Here is a 15,601-nt window from a genome sequence, read left to right on the forward strand (position 1 = left end):
AGCGCTTCATGTCTCATGCCATGCTGGAATCACGGAATATCCAACACCAAGCCTAACTTAACGCCTATGGGCGAAGGCCGGGACCCCACCACAGGAAGACATCGGCGCGCGGGCTGGCAACTCCGAGTCTTCGCAAAAAGCGGTTGCTGCGGAGTATGGGTCCCGGATCTGCGATCCGCCCGGGACAACGCTGCGCGTTGCCAAGGCTGCGCTTGTCCGGGACGACGAGTGTGGCTACGCCTTGAAATACGCAATCTGCGTCGTCGTCGCGAGCAGCCTGCCGTTCGGCGACCACAGCTCCGCGTTCTGGTCGGCGTAGCTCTTGTGCATGATCTTCGAATCGGCCGTCGCGAGCAGGCGCGTGATGTCTTCGGCTGCGAGTTCTTCGCTGTCAGTGTGAAAATATGTCGTCAGCGACACCGTCCCGAACGGTACCAACTCGCGGCGCGCGTGGAAGATACGGCCGAAAAAGGCGTCCGACATCGACATCAGCGACGGCATGTCGAGCTTGCGCGGCAAGCGATCGGTGATCCAGAGCTTTGAATAGGTGCTGGCGAGTTCGGCCTGCGGCGGGCCGAGCCGCATCTCGCCCTCGACGAAGCGGAATTCATATTGGTTGGCCCAGGATGCCGCGATCTTCGGGAACGGCAACGTCTCTTCGAACGGTCTTGTATCTGGATATTGCGCCACCCTGTGCTCCCAGGACGGCCGCCGCTCGGCGAACACTGCGGTGGCGAGCGTCGCGACCTCGCCGCCGCCCTGCGACAGTTCGACGCTCCAGTGCTGGCTGGAGCGGTTGGCTTTCACCAGGCGGATGTCCAGATCGAACGGGCCCTTGGCGATCGGTGCGCAATAGTTGACGGTGAGGGCCAGCGGATCGCCCGCCGCTTGCGGGTGCTCGATCAGCGCGCGCAGGATGGTCGCGGCGGTGGCGCCGCCGAACGGGCCGACAAAGGCCCAGTAATCGTCGCTGGTGTGCCCCTGCCAGCTCGAGTCACCGGCGGTGATGCGGGTGGCGTCGTCGAAGGGGTGCGGGAGCTTGGCGTGCATTGTCGTGTCCGGCTTTCAATGACGGACGTCATATCACGTCCGACGCCGGCTTGTGCAATTACCTCTGAAGCAGCTGATTTCACGCTGCGGAAAAATCAGCTCGCCGCGTCGCGCAGATCCTCTGCCGCCTGGAATGGAGGCGTGACCGGATTGACCGGCACGTTCCAGATCTCCTCGGCATATTCGCGGATGGTGCGGTCGGAGGAGAACCACGCCATGCGCGCGACGTTGAGGATGGAGGCACGGGTCCAGGCCGGCGCCACCTGCCAGCGCGCATCGACCGCGCGCTGCGCCTCGTAATAGGAATCGAAATCGGCGCTGACCATGTAATGGTCGAGATAACGCAGCGCGTGCGCGATGGATTCGAAGCGGCCTGGATCGCCGGGCGAGAACTCGCCGGCGCCGATCGCATTGATGGCGCGCTGGAGCTTGGGCGAGCTGCGGATCACCTCGGATGCATCCAGCCCCTGCTTGCGGCGGATCATCACGTCGCCCGCTTCCATGCCGAAGATTGCGATATTATCCGCGCCGACCTGGTCGCGGATTTCGATATTGGCGCCGTCGAGCGTGCCGATGGTGATGGCGCCATTGAGCGCCAGCTTCATGTTGCCGGTGCCGGAGGCTTCCATGCCGGCGGTCGAGATCTGCTCGGAGAGGTCGGCCGCAGGGATGATGATCTCGGCAAGGCTGACGTTATAGTCGGGCAAGAAAGCGACCTTCAGCTTGCCGCCGATGGTGGGATCGTTGTTGACGACTTCGGCGACGTCGTTGATCAGCTTGATGATGAGTTTCGCGTAGCGATAACTCGCCGCTGCCTTGCCTGCAAAGATCTTCACCCGCGGCACCCAGTTGCCGTTGGGGTCGTCCTTGATCGACTGATACAGCGCAACGGTCTCGATGATGTTGAGCAGCTGGCGCTTGTATTCGTGGATGCGCTTGATCTGTACGTCGAACAACGCGGTCGGATCGACCTTGATGCCGAGCCGTTCGCCGATCAGGCGCGCGAGCGCGGTCTTGTTGTGAAGCTTGACGCTGCGGAATTTCTTCTGGAATTCGACGTCGCTGGCGCGCGCCTCGATCAGCGAGAGCTGGGTCGGGTCGTCGAGCACGGCATCGCCGCAGGTCTCGCGCAGGAGATCGGTGAGCTTCGGGTTCGCCAGCATCAGCCAGCGGCGGAAGGTGATGCCGTTGGTCTTGTTGGTGATGCGGCCGGGATAGAGATGGTTGAGATCGTGGAACACGGTCTCGCGCATCAGATCCGAATGCATCGCCGAGACGCCGTTGATGCGGTGCGAGCCGACGAAGGCGAGCTGGCCCATGCGCACGCGGCGGCCGCTCTTCTCGTCGATCAGCGAGACGGAGGCGCGGAAATCGATGTCGCCGGGGGCGCGCGCTTCGGCCAGCGCCAGATGCTGGACGTTGATGCGGTAGATGATCTCGAGATGCCGCGGCAAGAGCCGCTCGAACAGCTCGACCGGCCACGTCTCCAGCGCTTCCGGCAGCAGCGTGTGGTTGGTGTAGGACAGCGTCGCGACCGTGATCTTCCAGGCCTCGTCCCAGCGGAAATTGTGGAGGTCGACGAGGATGCGCATCAGCTCGGTGACGGCGAGGCTCGGATGGGTGTCGTTCAGCTGCACCGCGACCTTGGACGACAGGCTGCGCAGCTGACCGTCGGAGGCGAGGTGCCGCTTGATCAGATCCTGCAGCGATGCCGAGACGAAGAAATATTCCTGGCGCAGGCGCAGCTCGCGGCCCGCAGGGCTCTCGTCGTTCGGATAGAGGAATTTGCAGATCGCCTCCGCGCGCGACTGCTCGGCGCTGGCGCTGACATAGTCGCCGCTGTTGAAGGCGTCGAGCTTCAAGGGATCGGGCGAGCGCGCCGACCACAGCCGCAGCGCATTGACGTGCTGGCCGCGCCAGCCGACGATCGGTGTGTCATAGGCGATCGCCTGCACCGTTTCGCTCGCGTGCCAGATCGCGCGGTCACGGCCCTTGTCGTCGATATGCTCGACGCCGCCGCCGAAATTGACGTCATAGATCACCTCCGGCCGCTGCAATTCCCAGGGATTGCCGAAGCCGAGCCATTCGTCCGGATATTCCTGCTGCCAGCCCTGATTGATGATCTGGCGGAACAGGCCATAATCGTAACGGATGCCGTAGCCGATCGCGGGGATCGACAGCGTCGCCATGCTCTCCATGAAGCAGGCCGCAAGACGGCCAAGACCGCCATTGCCGAGCGCTGCATCCGGCTCGCATTTGCGCAGCTCGGGCAGCGAGACGCCGAGATCGCCGAGCGCGACCTCGAAGATCTTGAGCAGCCCCATGTTGTTGAGCGCGTCGGTGAAGAGGCGGCCGATCAGGAATTCGAGCGAGAGATAATAGACGCGCTTGCGCCCGGCATCGTAGCTGTGCTTCTCGGCCGTGAGCCAGCGATGCACGATGCGGTCGCGCAGCGCCAGCGCCGCGGCCTGGTACCAGTCGTGCTTGGTCGCCATGCCCGCATCCTTGCCGATGGCAAGGCGCAGCTTCGCCAGGATAGCGCCCTTGATCTCCGACAACGCAAGTTCGTCGATGGGCTGACCCGAGGCGGAGAAATTTGGCTGGAACGATTGATCTTGCAAGGCCGTCACTTCCTGGTCGACAGAAACACTACTAAACCCTACGCGCCTTGCCCCTGCACCGGAACCATCGCTGGCGCGGCCATGCACTGCACTGGCGTAAAATTATGCAAGGAACGGGCCGGTTTGGGAACCCGGGGCAGCACGGAGGAACGCCGATTTCGTGCTACATTGAGGCCGGATTCCGCCATCACTGTGGAGGGATGTGCCATGAGACTGCTGATGCGACTGCTGATCGAAATCGCCACGGCCGCGCTGCTCGTCATCTGCATCACCGCCTCCAGCGCCGCCGGCAAGACCGGCCGCAGCGCCGACGGCGTTAGCTGCGCCGTCTCCCTCCCGCAAAACGCAACACCCGCGCAGCGCTGCGCCGCCATCAAGCGCCAATGCGGCGGCAAGTTTTACGCGAGCGCGTGTGGGGATCGGTTGATGTCGGCGGCGAATTGAGGGACATCGCGCCTCATATTCGGTGTCGTCCCGGCGAAGGCCGGGACCCATAACCACGACTGTCCGAGGAGATGCGAGAGATCGCGCCAATCCGGATTCTCCCGCTCGATCAAGCGAATCTTCCAATCGCGCCGCCACTCCTTCAGTGCTTTCTCCCGTGCGATTGCTTCGGATGGCGAGGCGTAGGTCTCTACGTAGACGAGGCGCGTCACGCCATACTTTGTGACGAACTTCGAACCACGTCCCGCGAGGTGCAGCTCAAGTCGCGCGCGAAGATCATTGGTGATTCCAATATAGATCGTCCCGTGATGACGACTCGCGAGGATGTAGACGAAATAGCTGCCTGTGCTCATCGGTGGCTCGAGCTCGCAAAACCAACGCGGACCGGGGTAATGGGTCCTGGCTTTCGCCAGGACGACGATCTCAATAACCAGCCGCTCATCATCAGAACAAATTAAGAACACTTTAGCAAGTCTTTGATATATCATTGTGATTCGGCACATCGCCGACACAATATCTAGGGTCTGACAGCCGTCGCGAGGACTACATGTCCACCATTGCCTTCGATCAATTTGCCCTCACCCGGATCGCCGATTTCGCGCGGTCGCTGTCGCGGCTGCACCAGGCGGCGCGGCGCTATGCCGTCGATGACGACCAGTTCGACCGCGAGTTCAACGCGGTGTGCCAGTCGATCTGGGGCTACACCATCGACGACATCAGCGACGATCTGTTCGCGCCCGAGGACCATCACTTCCTCGATACGCTGGACGAAGCGCATGCGCGCATCTTCGCGGCCGAGCAGGGCTACGACCTCGTCAGCGAGACGGGCATGCTGACCGACTGGTGGGGTTTTTGCTGGATGATTTTGGCCGAGAAGCGCGGCCTGCTGACGGCCGAGAATCGTGCTGCTGCGCGCGCGGCGATCGAGGAGAAATATCTGGCGGCGCCGAACGTGATCGGGGTGATTATCGGGCGGTGACGCAGCATCCTCCGTCATTGCGAGGAGCTCGCGACAAAATTGCGTAGCAATTTTGCGCTGAAGCGACGAAGCAATCCAGAGTGCCTCCAGAGAGGCAGGCTGGATTGCTTCGCTTCGCTCGCAATGACGGCTCGGATAGAGTGGGGCCTAATCCAATCCCGCCCGCTTTGCCGATTTCGCCGTCGGCTTCGGCACGGCCGTCACATCCGGCAGCGTCTCGCGCACGATCTCGGCGGCCGGCGCATCTGCTGCGACCGTCTCCGCGCGCACCGGCGCGACCTTCATCTCGCCGAGCCGGGCGCGGACCTGCGCGGTGAGGCCGGGATATGAGGCGACCGGGGTGAACTCCGCGGTCTGGTCGTTGCCGAGACGGACGCCGGTATAGGCGACGAGACCGTCGGTGGTGGCGATGACGTCGCCGGCCTTCAGCGAACTGTCCAGCGTCAGATCGACCGGGGCGAGCCCGGCCGGCTCGCGGCCGTTGCAGGTGCAGTCCGCGCGCAGCGCCTTGCGGTAAGCGAACGCGTTCTCGCTGTCGGCGTAGCGCTCGCCGGTCTGGCTATAGGCGCCGTCGATCGAGGATCCGAAAAAGACCTTCGTGGCGCTGGCGGGACAGAAGGCCTGACACATCTGCGCCGGCGAGGCGAGGCCGCGCATCAGCGGAAAATATTTGCCGTCGCAGCTGCGTACGCAAAAGGCCGGGCCGGAGCCGCCGGCCGCCGCCGCGCGGGCCGGGGGCGCATATTGCGGCTGGCCGGCCGGGTTCTGCTGGCTGGCGAAGGGATCGACGAAGGAATTCGCCTGTTGCGGCACGTCGCGCTGCGGGCGCTGCTGGGCTCCGCCGAAGAGGAAGTCGAACAGGCCTTCGGCCGAAACCGGGGCCGGAGCTGCAAGCAGCGGTGCTGCGAGGGTGGCGGCCACGAGCATCGCGCGACGCCGCCGGCGCGCATGGGACACGATCGTACGCAACGCTTACTCCACCCGACGCTACTGAACCGGCCGCAACCCTTGAGGGGTCTCAGCACATGATTCACCATAAAGCGCGATGGTAAATGAGGGGTTGCTTCACCTCGCCCCGCTTGCGGGGAGAGGTCGGAATTCGCGCTGAAAGCGCGGATTCCGGGTGAGGGGGTACAGGCCTCTTGACGATCTCATGTGTGGAGAGAGGCCCCTTACCCCAACCCTCTCCCCGTAAGAACGGGGCGAGGGAGAAGAGGCATCAAGCCTTCAAAAATTCCGACGCCTTGTACAGCGAGCGGAACGGCAGGCCGGCTGCACCAAACGTGTCGGTGGCGCCCTCCTCGCGGTCGACCATGGTCAGCACCAGCACGACTTCCGCACCGGTCTCGCGCACGGATTCCACGGCCTTCATCGCCGAGCCGCCGGTCGTGGTGACGTCCTCGACGATCACGACGCGCTTGCCGGCAAGCGTCTCGCCTCTGGGCAAGCCCTCGATCGCGAGCCTGGCGCCGTGCTCCTTCGGCTTCTTGCGCACGAAGAACGCCGCGATCGGGTGGCCCTTGATCCAGGAGATCTGCGCCAGAGCACCGGCCAGCGGCACCGCGCCCATCTCGAGGCCGCCGATGAAATCGAGATTGTCGTCCTTCAGCGTCTCATAGGTGAGCTCGGCGAGCAGCGTCGCGCCCTCGGGGTCCAGCATGGTCGGCTTGAGGTTGAAATAGAAATCGCTCTTGCGGCCCGAGGCGAGCGTCACCTCGCCGCGCCCGAAGGAGCGGCGGCGGATGATTTCGAACAGGCGGGCGCGGGAGGCGGATTTCGACACGGCGGTCCCTCGGGAGCGTTTTTGGAGGTGGCGGAATTTATCCGCGACGGCCGCGACATTCCAGAGGGGGCGTCCCCCGTCAACAGGGATCGGCCATCCCGGTCCGCCGGTTGTGGGGGTGCAACGTTCCGGAGTAGGTGATGGCCCGAATTCCCGGGAAGGACACGGACCAATGACCATCGAGCTGCACACCTGGAACACGCCGAACGGCCGCAAAATCTCGGTCGCCCTGGAGGAGATGGGGCTGCCCTACAAGGTGGTCCCGGTGAACATCACCAAGGGCGAGCAGATGGCGCCGGAGTTCCTCAAGGTCTCCCCCAACAACAAGATCCCCGCGATCCTCGACCCGGAAGGCCCGGACGGCAAGCCTGTCAGCATCTTCGAATCCGGTGCGATCCTGCTCTATCTCGGTGAAAAGACCGGCAAATTCCTGCCGAAATCGCTTGGCGCACGCATTCCCGTCTACGAATGGCTGATGTGGCAGATGGGCGGCTTTGGCCCGATGCCGGGACAGGTGCATCATTTCATCGCGCTCGAGAACGAGCAGGATCGCGCCTACGGCCTGAAGCGCTTCATGGCGGAGACGCGGCGGCTTTACGGCGTGCTGGACCGCCGCCTTGAGGCCCGCGGCTTCGTCGCCGGCGATCTCTCGGTCGCCGATTTTGCCATCCTGGGGTGGGCCTGGCGCCATCCGCGCCACAAGGTTGAGCTTGCCGATTTTCCCAACGTCAAGCGCTGGTACGACGCCCTGATGGCGCGCCCGGCGGTGAAGCGTGGCATGGAGGCGAAGCTGGATTGAGCTTTCTTCCTCCCTCGCCCCGTTCTTACGGGGAGAGGGTTGGGGTGAGGGGCCTCTCTCCACACGCGAGATGGCCGAGATGCCTGTACCCCCTCACCCGGATCGCAAGAGCGACATAGCCGAAGCTATGCTTCGGCGTTCTTCGGAACGGCCGCCATAGGCGGCCTACGCCTCTCCCTGCAAGCGGCTGCAAGCGAGGAGAGGTGACCAAGCCTCACACCTTCTTCGCTTCCACCGCCATCCGTACGGCAAGGCCGGCCAGCACCGTGCCCATCAGCCAGCGCTGCACCAGCATCCAGCTTGGCCGGCTTGCCAGGAATAGCGCGATCGATCCCGCGGCCAGTGCGATCATCGCGTTCACGCTGACGCTGATCGCGATCTGGATCGCCCCCAGCACCACCGACTGCGTCAGCACGCTGCCCGCCGTGGGATCGATGAACTGCGGCAGCAGCGCCAGATACAGCATTGCGATCTTCGGGTTGAGCAAATTGGTGACGAGCCCCATCGCGAACAATTTAGGCGGGCTGTCGATGGCGAGCTGCTTCACCTGAAATGGCGAGCGTCCGCCCGGCTTCACCGCCTGCCAGGCGAGCCACAGCATGTAGCCGGCACCGGCAAAGCGCAGCGCGTCATAGGCAAAGGGAACGGCGAGCAGCAGCGCCGTGATGCCGAACGCCGCGCACAGCATGTAGAACACGAAGCCCAGCGCGACGCCGCCGAGCGAGACGATGCCCGCTGCCGGGCCCTGCGTGATCGAGCGCGAGATCAGGTAGATCATGTTTGGCCCGGGCGTGAGCACGAGCCCAAGGCAGACGAGGGCGAAGCCGAGCAGGGCGGAGGTGTGGGGCATGGATGAACCGGTGCGGGAGATGTGCTGGTTCTAATATGCGCGGCGCCGTGGGGCCATCGCGCAATTGCACGGAGGACAATTCAATCTGGTCCTACGCCTCGGCCTGCTTGGTGGCGATGAACGCCGCGAAACGCTCCATCGCCAATCGTAACTGCTCTGCGAGTGCCGGATCGGCGGCAATGCTGTGTTCGTCCCAGGCGCCGCCAAGCAAGGGCAGCGTCACGCAGGCCTCCGTGGCGAGCCGGGCGGACATTGTTTCCAGCGTCAGCGTCAGAGCGGCCAGCGCGTGGGTCGCGCGCGGCGACGTGTTGATCAGCGCGACGGGCTTGTCGGGAAATTCGTGGCTGCCGACCAGCCAGTCGAGCGCGTTCTTCAGCACGCCGGCGACGCCGCGGGCATATTCGGGGCTGGAAATCAGGAGCCCGTCGACGCTGCCGATGAGGTGGCGCATCGCGCCGACCGGCGCGGGTACGTCATCGCCGTCCAGGTCCGGATTGAAAAAAGGCAGCTCCGCAATGCCCTCGAACAGGATGACCTCGACACCAGCAGGCGCGAGCCGCGCCGCTGCGCGCAACACTGCGGTGTTGCCAGAACCCGCGCGAAGGCTGCCGGAGATGGCGGCGATCTTCATTGGGACGGCCCTTAATGCGCCTCGTCCCAATTGTTCGCCGCGCGCGCGTCGACGTGCAGCGGCACCGACAGCAGCACGGCCGGGAACGGCGCATCCTGCATCACGTGCTGCACGACGGGAAGAGTCGCCTCGACCTCGGCGTCCGGCACCTCGAAGATCAGCTCGTCATGCACCTGGAGCAGCATCTGCGCCGAGAGCTTCTTCTGCGCCAGCGCATCCTCCACCCGCGTCATGGCGCGGCGGATGATGTCGGCGGCGGTGCCCTGAAGCCGGGCGTTGATCGCGGCACGCTCGTTGAAGGCGCGCACCGAGGCATTGGAGGCCTTGATATCGGGATAGTGGCACTTGCGGCCGAACAGCGTGGTGACGTAGCCGTGGCTCCGGCAGAAATCGCGCGTCTCGTCCATGTAGGCGCGAATGCCCGGGAAGCGCTCAAAGTACTTCTTGATGTAGGCCGACGCTTCCTCGCGGGCGATGCCGAGCTGGTTGGCGAGGCCGAACGCGGAGATGCCGTAGATGATGCCGAAATTGATCGCCTTGGCGCGGCGGCGGATTTCGCTCGGCATGCCCTCGATCGGCACGCCAAACATTTCGGACGCCGTCATGGCGTGAATGTCGAGCCCGTCCTTGAATGCCTGCTTCAGCACGGGAATGTCGGCGATCTCGGCCAGCAGGCGCAGCTCGATCTGCGAATAGTCGGCGGAGACGAGCTTGTGCCCGGGCGTGGCGACGAAGGCGCGGCGGATTTTTCGGCCGTCCTCGGTGCGCACCGGGATGTTCTGCAAGTTCGGCTCGTTCGACGACAGCCGGCCCGTCGTGGTCGCGGCCAGCGCGTAGGTCGTGTGGACGCGGTGGGTCTGCGGATTGACGTAGGTCGGCAGCGCGTCGGTGTAGGTCGATTTCAGTTTCGAGACCTGGCGCCACTCCAGGATCTTCCGCGGAAAATCGTGGCCTTGCTCGGCAAGATCATCCAGCACCTGCGCGGTGGTGGACCATGCGCCGGTTTTTGTCCTCGTGCCGCCGCTCAGTCCCATCTTGCCGAACAGGATGTCGCCGATCTGCTTGGGGCTGCCGACATTGACCGGCTCGCCCGCGATCTCCTGGATCTCGGCTTCGACGCGCGCCGCGGTCTGCGCGAAGTCGCCGGAGAGACGCGACAGCACCTGACGGTCGATCGAGATGCCGCGTCGCTCCATGCGCGCGAGCACCGACACCAGCGGCCGCTCCAGCGTCTCGTAGACGGTGGTCATGTGCTCGGCGATGAGGCGCGGCTTCAGCACGCGCCAGGCGCGCAACGCGATGTCGGCGCCCTCGGCAGACAACGGCACAGCCTTGTCGATCGGCACCTGGTCAAAGGTGATCTTGCCCTTGCCGCTGCCGAGCAGCTCGCTCTCCTTCAGCATGGCGTGGCCGAACCAACGCTCGGACAGCGAGTCCAGCTCATGCGAGCCGCGCCCGGCGTCGAGCACGTAGGAGATCAGCTTCGCATCGTCGGCGTTGCACAAGGTGATGCCGTGCTGTGCCAGCATCACGGCGGCGAACTTGACGTCGAAGCCGATCTTGAGAATGCCCGCGGATTCCAGCACCGGCCGCAGCGCATCGATCGCCTCGGTAGGCTTGACCTGATCCGGCGCGAGGCCGGCGTCGAACAGCCCGCCGTCGCCGCCGGACTGCTTGTGAGCCAGCGGCACATAGCAGGCCTCGTTCGGTGCCAGCGCCAGCGCGATGCCGCAGAGATCGGCCTGCATGGGATTAATGGAGTTGGCTTTGATCTCGATCGCGACATGACCGGTATCATGGATGCGAGCGATGAAGGCGTTGAGCTCCTTGATCGACTTGATCGTCTGATATTTGGCGCGATCGACCGGGAGCTTGCGCAGCGCCTCCTCGCGCGCGGCGGCGAGCGAGATCGGTGCGCCCTTGATGCTTGCCGACTTGTCGCCCTTGTCGGCGTCCTTTGCGGCTGCGGCAGGAGCTGCGAAGAGATCGCCTGAGGTCTCGGACGGCTTTGCTTTCGCGCTGTCGCCGCCTCTCGCCCCGCTGCTGTTGCTTGCATCGGCATCAACATTGGATGGGTCGATCTGCGAATAGTCGGCGACGCGGCGCGTCAGCGTGGTGAATTCCATCGCCTTGAGGAAGGCGATCAGCTTGCGCGCGTCGGGCTCGTGGACGGCGAGGTCGTCGAGCGGTACCTCCAGATCGACCTTGTCGTCGAGCAGCACGAGCTGGCGCGAGATCCGCGCCTTCTCGGCATTCTCGAGCAAAGCCTCGCGGCGCTTCGGTTGCTTGATCTCGGTGGCGCGGAATAGAAGCTGTTCAAGATCGCCATATTCGACGATCAGCTGCGCCGCGGTCTTGATGCCGATGCCGGGCACGCCGGGCACGTTGTCGGTGGAGTCGCCGGCCAGTGCCTGCACTTCGACCACCTTCTCCGGCGGCACGCCGAATTTCTCGATCACCTCGGGGATGCCGATGCGGCGATCCTTCATGGTGTCGTACATCACGATCTTGTCGTTCACGAGCTGCATCAGATCCTTGTCGGAGGACACGATGGTCGTGGTGGCGCCGCGTTCGCTGGCCTGTCGCGCATAGGTCGCGATGAGGTCGTCGGCCTCGAAGCCGCCTTGCTCCAGGCAGGGCAGGTCAAAGGCGCGCACGGCTTCGCGGATGAGCGCGAATTGCGGGATCAGATCATCAGGCGCAGGCGGACGGTGCGCCTTGTAGTCGGGATAGATCTTGTTGCGGAAGGTGACTTCCGACTTGTCGAACACGATCGCCAGATGCGTCGGCCGGTTGTCGGCGGGCATGTCGCGCAAGAGCTTCCACAGCATGTTGCAGAAGCCCAGCACAGCATTGACCTGAAGCCCGTCGGACTTGCGGTTCAATGGCGGCAGCGCGTGATAGGCGCGGAAGATGTAGCCGGAACCGTCGACCAGGAAGATGTGGTCGCCCTTGCCGGCGGCCTTCGCCGCGACCGGTTTGGCAGCAGCTGTCGCCGCGGCGGGTTTGGTGTCGGTTTTGGCGGAGGTCTTCGGAGATGTCTTGGGCATGGCCGCAATGTATGAATTTTTGCGGCAAAAGACAGCCTCGACAGGTCGCAATTTTGCCGACTCGCACAGGCAAATCATGGCATCGGCACAGCCGCAGCGAGGTCAGGCCAGGCAGCCTTCGATGAAGCTCGCTACCGCGCGCACCGCGGGCGCGCGGCGCAGGTCGCGATGGAGAACCAGCCAGACCTCGCGTCCGACCGGGCGTCCACCGATGTCATGCCGCTGCAGCCTCGCGTCAGCCTCGCCAAGAAATCTTGGCAAGGCGGCCAGCCCAATTCCGGTTCGGGCGGCTGCCGCCTGGTTCTCCAGATCATTGGTGCGAAGCACGATCTCGCGCGTGCCGGCGAAGCGCCTCAGCCATCGCTGCTGGGGAACCTCATCCATGCTGGCCTCGTAGGCGATGAAGGCGAATGCATGCGGGAGTGTCGCCTTGAGATAGTCGGGCGAGCCGTAGAGGCCAAACTCGAAATAGCCGATCTTGCGGGCGATCAGCCCGGGCTCCGTCGGGCGGGACAGGCGCAGCGCCAGATCGGCCTCGCGGCGCGTAAGCGAGGCCGTGCGCTTCTCGCCGATCAGCTTGATCCTGATGTCGGGATGCTGCTGTCGCAGCCGGATCAGCTTCGGCGCGATCAGGAGGCTGGCGAGCGAAGGTGGGGCGCTGATCGTGATCTCGCCACTGATCTCGGATTTTGAGGCCTGTGCGGCGCGCTCCACCGCAAAAGCCGCTTCCATCATCGGCGCTCCGATCTTGGCGATGCGCCTGCCGTCCCCGGTGAGCTCGTAGCTGCGCGGTCTGCGGTCCACGAGCTTGAGCGACACGGATGCTTCCAGGGCGGCGACGCGGCGGGCCACGGTGACATGGTCGACGTTGAGGCTCCGCGCCGCGGCCGACAGGCTGCCTTCGCGCGCCAGCGCCAGGAAATGCTGCAGGTCGGTCCAGTCCATATGCGCGAAATCTCACAATAGGTTTTCGATTATGAGCAGTTTCGCAGATATCCGCGGCGATCCATAGTTTCTTCCATCATCGACTGGAGAAACTCGATATGGCCGTGATCGTGAAGTTAAAGGCGCCCGGTGGCGTCGAGCAGCTCGAGCTGGCAAGCGCCGATCTGCCGCAGCCGGGCCGCGGCGAAGTCCGGTTGCGGCAGACCGCCATCGGCGTCAATTTCATCGATATCTATCAGCGCCTCGGTCTCTACGCGCTCGCGCCCGAACGCATTCCCGGCGTCGAGGCGGTGGGCGTCGTTGCGGCGCTCGGCATCGAGGTCACCGGCCTCGAAGTCGGGGACCGCATCGCTTATGCGGGCGCGCCGGTCGGCGCCTATGCGTCCGAACGCAACATGCCAGCCTGGCGCTGCGTGAAGATTCCGGCCGGCCTGCCGGATGAGGCGGTCGCCGCCGCGTTCGTCAAGGGCATTACAGCCGACATGCTGCTTGGTCGCGTATTTCCGGTCGGCCGAGGCACGACGGTGCTCGTCCATAGCGCTGCGGGAGGACTTGGTCAGCTGCTGACACGCTGGGCCAGTGCGCGCGGGGCGGTCGTGATCGGAACTGTCGGTTCGCCGGCGAAAGCCGAAATCGCCCGTGCAGCCGGTGCGCGCCATGTGATCGTCGGGCGCGACGCCGATTTCGCCGCGGCCGTCGCGGATTTCACCGCCGGAGCCGGCGTCGATGCCGCCTATGACGGCGTCGGTGGAACGACGTTGCAGAAGACGCTGGGCTGCGTGCGGCCGTTCGGCGTGGTCGCGAGCGTCGGCCAGTCGGCCGGGCCAATCCCGCCCGTCGATGTCAACGATCTCGGACCGCGGCGCAGCCTGATGTTGGCGCGGCCGAGCGTGATGGCCCACATGAACGATGCCGATGCGTATCGCGGTTCGGCCGAGCGGGTGCTTGCTGCGATGGCCGGCGGTGTGCTCGAGGTGACCGGCAAAGCCTACGATCTGCGCGATGCGGCGCTAGCGCAGGCCGATCTGGAATCCGGGCATACGACGGGAGCCCTCTATCTGCGGCCCTGAGCGGTCTATTCCGCCGGCTGCAGCACCGGGCCGGCCTTCTTCGGCGCGATCCAGAATGCGTCGGGCCGTTCGAACAGGAAGTCGGCGTGCAGCCGCAGCGCAGCCTGCCAGATCGCGAGCGATCCGATCACGCCGACGATGGTGACGATCAGCGACACGGTGCCAATATCCGGAATGATGCCGGTGCGCAGCAGCAGCGTGCGCGTCGAGGCCATCGGCAGGAAGAAGGCGAGATAGATCACGATCGAATGCTCACCGCAGAAGCGCAGGAAATTGCACCAATGCGCACGCGCCAGCAGCGTGCCTGACGTGATGATCGCGCATGCGCCGGCGAAGCCGAGCATCAGCGAGACGATCTTCCACTCGCTTGCGCCGAATGCGACGAGGCCGGCATTCACCAGCGTCCAGGTCGCGAGCGCGGCGACTGCCCGCGCTGGATGATTGCGTGCGCGATCCGACAGCGCGAAGACGTAAGGCGCGAACAGATAGCCCGAATAGAAGTAGACGAAGCGCGCGCAGAACTCGTCGATCGCGGTCCAGCCGGTCGTGATCCGCGCGGTCTCGAGCGCGGCCGCCGCCAGCCAAATCGCGAGCGGCGGGAATTTGCGTGTCAGTTTTGTGACGATGAAGAAGACCGGCAGCAGGTAGATGAACCAGAGTGTGCCGAAGGGCTCGATGAAGGATTCGAGATACAGCAGGCCCACGTCGCGCCAGCCGGTTTCGGCGGCGAAAGCAGGGGCCTTGAAGCCGAACTGGATTGTCACCCAGACGACATAAAAATAGGCGAAATGCACCACCTTGCGGTCGAGATAGGTTCGCCAGTCCCGATCGATCACCAGTGGCAGGAACAGGCCCGAAATCAGGAAGAAGTCCGGCATCCGGAACGGCTTTGCGAAGGCCACCAGGACATGCATGAAACCGGTCTCGCCAGCGGCGAGCTCGACGCCCAGCACCGAATGCATCATCACCACCATGACGATGCAGATACCCTTGGCGTAATCGACCCAGTCGACACGCGCGGCAGCCGAGGCATTGAGAAGCTCCCCGCTCGCAGCTGATGTGCCTGATGATGCCATGGTGTCCCGTTTCGAGGCGTGTTCCGCCCGGTCCCTGTGTGGGTGTGGGGCAGTGTGGCGCCCAGTGGTTTCCGACTTCTTTACCGGTACAAATCGCGTGCCGGTTTCTCGGCGCGGGCTCTTCCTTCCCGACGGGAAAATGCTAAACCGCCCCTCGGATTGGGGTTTCGTTAACCAAGCTGGAACAGGGATTTTCATGCGCATCGCGATGATCGGCACGGGCTACGTGGGACTGGTGTCCGGAGCCTGCTTTGCGGATTTCGGCCACGACGTCACCTGTGTCGACAAGGATGAGAAGAAGAT

The 15,601-nt window shown here is 64.3% G+C and carries 14 protein-coding genes and 1 pseudogene; 5 read left to right on the forward strand and 10 right to left on the reverse strand.

Annotated features, from left to right (window positions below; genetic code table 11):
- Window positions 1–234: 234 nt before the first annotated feature.
- Together JQ587_RS31505 and JQ587_RS31510 are read right to left on the reverse strand one after the other, a co-directional pair.
- On the reverse strand, window positions 235–1,050 hold the full coding sequence (locus JQ587_RS31505; RefSeq protein WP_212427926.1) for an acyl-CoA thioesterase: 816 nt from the start codon (window positions 1,048–1,050) through the stop codon (window positions 235–237).
- A gap of 95 nt (window positions 1,051–1,145) precedes the next feature.
- Window positions 1,146–3,671, reverse strand: coding sequence for a glycogen/starch/alpha-glucan phosphorylase (locus JQ587_RS31510; protein ID WP_212427927.1), 2,526 nt, complete (start codon window positions 3,669–3,671; stop codon window positions 1,146–1,148).
- Between the two features lie 207 nt (window positions 3,672–3,878).
- On the opposite strand from JQ587_RS31510, the gene JQ587_RS31515 reads away from it, so the two are divergent.
- On the forward strand, window positions 3,879–4,115 hold the full coding sequence (locus JQ587_RS31515; protein ID WP_212303428.1) for a hypothetical protein: 237 nt from the start codon (window positions 3,879–3,881) through the stop codon (window positions 4,113–4,115).
- A gap of 65 nt (window positions 4,116–4,180) precedes the next feature.
- Here the strand turns inward: JQ587_RS31515 and JQ587_RS31520 are convergent.
- Window positions 4,181–4,468 (reverse strand): annotated as a pseudogene (locus JQ587_RS31520) (GIY-YIG nuclease family protein); the annotation flags it as partial.
- 194 nt (window positions 4,469–4,662) lie between these two features.
- Here JQ587_RS31520 and JQ587_RS31525 point away from each other — a divergent pair.
- Entirely contained in the window at window positions 4,663–5,094 is a 432-nt protein-coding gene (locus JQ587_RS31525) for a hypothetical protein (protein WP_212303426.1), read from the forward strand.
- 147 nt (window positions 5,095–5,241) lie between these two features.
- Here JQ587_RS31525 and JQ587_RS31530 read toward each other — a convergent pair whose 3' ends face one another.
- Entirely contained in the window at window positions 5,242–6,021 is a 780-nt protein-coding gene (locus tag JQ587_RS31530; RefSeq protein ID WP_212303533.1) for a DUF2865 domain-containing protein, read from the reverse strand.
- 292 nt (window positions 6,022–6,313) lie between these two features.
- The gene (pyrE, locus tag JQ587_RS31535; RefSeq protein ID WP_212427928.1) at window positions 6,314–6,877 is read right to left on the reverse strand and encodes an orotate phosphoribosyltransferase; all 564 of its coding nucleotides are present in this window, start codon (window positions 6,875–6,877) and stop codon (window positions 6,314–6,316) included.
- Between the two features lie 172 nt (window positions 6,878–7,049).
- On the opposite strand from pyrE, the gene JQ587_RS31540 reads away from it, so the two are divergent.
- Window positions 7,050–7,676, forward strand: coding sequence for a glutathione S-transferase family protein (locus JQ587_RS31540; protein ID WP_212427929.1), 627 nt, complete (start codon window positions 7,050–7,052; stop codon window positions 7,674–7,676).
- A 214-nt stretch (window positions 7,677–7,890) separates the two neighbouring features.
- Here the strand turns inward: JQ587_RS31540 and JQ587_RS31545 are convergent, their stop codons facing one another.
- From JQ587_RS31545 to JQ587_RS31560, 4 genes are all read right to left on the reverse strand, one after another.
- Window positions 7,891–8,526, reverse strand: a complete 636-nt coding sequence (locus JQ587_RS31545) for a LysE family translocator (RefSeq protein ID WP_212427930.1) — start codon at window positions 8,524–8,526, stop codon at window positions 7,891–7,893.
- A 91-nt stretch (window positions 8,527–8,617) separates the two neighbouring features.
- Window positions 8,618–9,157: an NADPH-dependent FMN reductase gene (locus JQ587_RS31550; protein WP_212427931.1), complete on the reverse strand. Its 540-nt coding sequence runs from the start codon at window positions 9,155–9,157 to the stop codon at window positions 8,618–8,620.
- An 11-nt stretch (window positions 9,158–9,168) separates the two neighbouring features.
- Window positions 9,169–12,207 (reverse strand): DNA polymerase I, encoded by a 3,039-nt coding sequence (gene polA, locus JQ587_RS31555; RefSeq protein ID WP_212427932.1) that lies wholly within the window; start codon window positions 12,205–12,207, stop codon window positions 9,169–9,171.
- A 102-nt stretch (window positions 12,208–12,309) separates the two neighbouring features.
- Window positions 12,310–13,152 (reverse strand): LysR family transcriptional regulator, encoded by an 843-nt coding sequence (locus JQ587_RS31560; RefSeq protein WP_212427933.1) that lies wholly within the window; start codon window positions 13,150–13,152, stop codon window positions 12,310–12,312.
- A 98-nt stretch (window positions 13,153–13,250) separates the two neighbouring features.
- On the opposite strand from JQ587_RS31560, the gene JQ587_RS31565 reads away from it, so the two are divergent.
- Window positions 13,251–14,222 (forward strand): quinone oxidoreductase family protein, encoded by a 972-nt coding sequence (locus JQ587_RS31565; protein ID WP_212427934.1) that lies wholly within the window; start codon window positions 13,251–13,253, stop codon window positions 14,220–14,222.
- Window positions 14,223–14,227: 5 nt separating this feature from the next.
- Here the strand turns inward: JQ587_RS31565 and JQ587_RS31570 are convergent, their stop codons facing one another.
- On the reverse strand, window positions 14,228–15,298 hold the full coding sequence (locus JQ587_RS31570; protein WP_212427935.1) for an acyltransferase family protein: 1,071 nt from the start codon (window positions 15,296–15,298) through the stop codon (window positions 14,228–14,230).
- A 196-nt stretch (window positions 15,299–15,494) separates the two neighbouring features.
- Between JQ587_RS31570 and JQ587_RS31575 the strand changes: the two genes are divergently transcribed.
- On the forward strand, window positions 15,495–15,601 hold a 107-nt coding region (locus tag JQ587_RS31575; RefSeq protein ID WP_143199629.1), incomplete at its 3' end, for an NAD-binding protein.

It is taken from the genome of Bradyrhizobium manausense, from assembly GCF_018130615.1.
Classification (GTDB): Bacteria; Pseudomonadota; Alphaproteobacteria; order Rhizobiales; family Xanthobacteraceae; genus Bradyrhizobium; species Bradyrhizobium manausense_A.

Coding starts and splice junctions, on each gene's coding strand:
- JQ587_RS31540 (WP_212427929.1), top strand. CDS start 7,050: ATGACCATCGAGCTGCACACCTGGAACACGCCGAACGGCCGCAAAATC.
- polA (WP_212427932.1), bottom strand. CDS start 12,207: ATGCCCAAGACATCTCCGAAGACCTCCGCCAAAACCGACACCAAACCC.
- JQ587_RS31570 (WP_212427935.1), bottom strand. CDS start 15,298: ATGGCATCATCAGGCACATCAGCTGCGAGCGGGGAGCTTCTCAATGCC.
- JQ587_RS31505 (WP_212427926.1), bottom strand. CDS start 1,050: ATGCACGCCAAGCTCCCGCACCCCTTCGACGACGCCACCCGCATCACC.
- JQ587_RS31525 (WP_212303426.1), top strand. CDS start 4,663: ATGTCCACCATTGCCTTCGATCAATTTGCCCTCACCCGGATCGCCGAT.
- JQ587_RS31560 (WP_212427933.1), bottom strand. CDS start 13,152: ATGGACTGGACCGACCTGCAGCATTTCCTGGCGCTGGCGCGCGAAGGC.
- JQ587_RS31515 (WP_212303428.1), top strand. CDS start 3,879: ATGAGACTGCTGATGCGACTGCTGATCGAAATCGCCACGGCCGCGCTG.
- JQ587_RS31545 (WP_212427930.1), bottom strand. CDS start 8,526: ATGCCCCACACCTCCGCCCTGCTCGGCTTCGCCCTCGTCTGCCTTGGG.
- JQ587_RS31565 (WP_212427934.1), top strand. CDS start 13,251: ATGGCCGTGATCGTGAAGTTAAAGGCGCCCGGTGGCGTCGAGCAGCTC.
- JQ587_RS31550 (WP_212427931.1), bottom strand. CDS start 9,157: ATGAAGATCGCCGCCATCTCCGGCAGCCTTCGCGCGGGTTCTGGCAAC.
- JQ587_RS31530 (WP_212303533.1), bottom strand. CDS start 6,021: ATGCTCGTGGCCGCCACCCTCGCAGCACCGCTGCTTGCAGCTCCGGCC.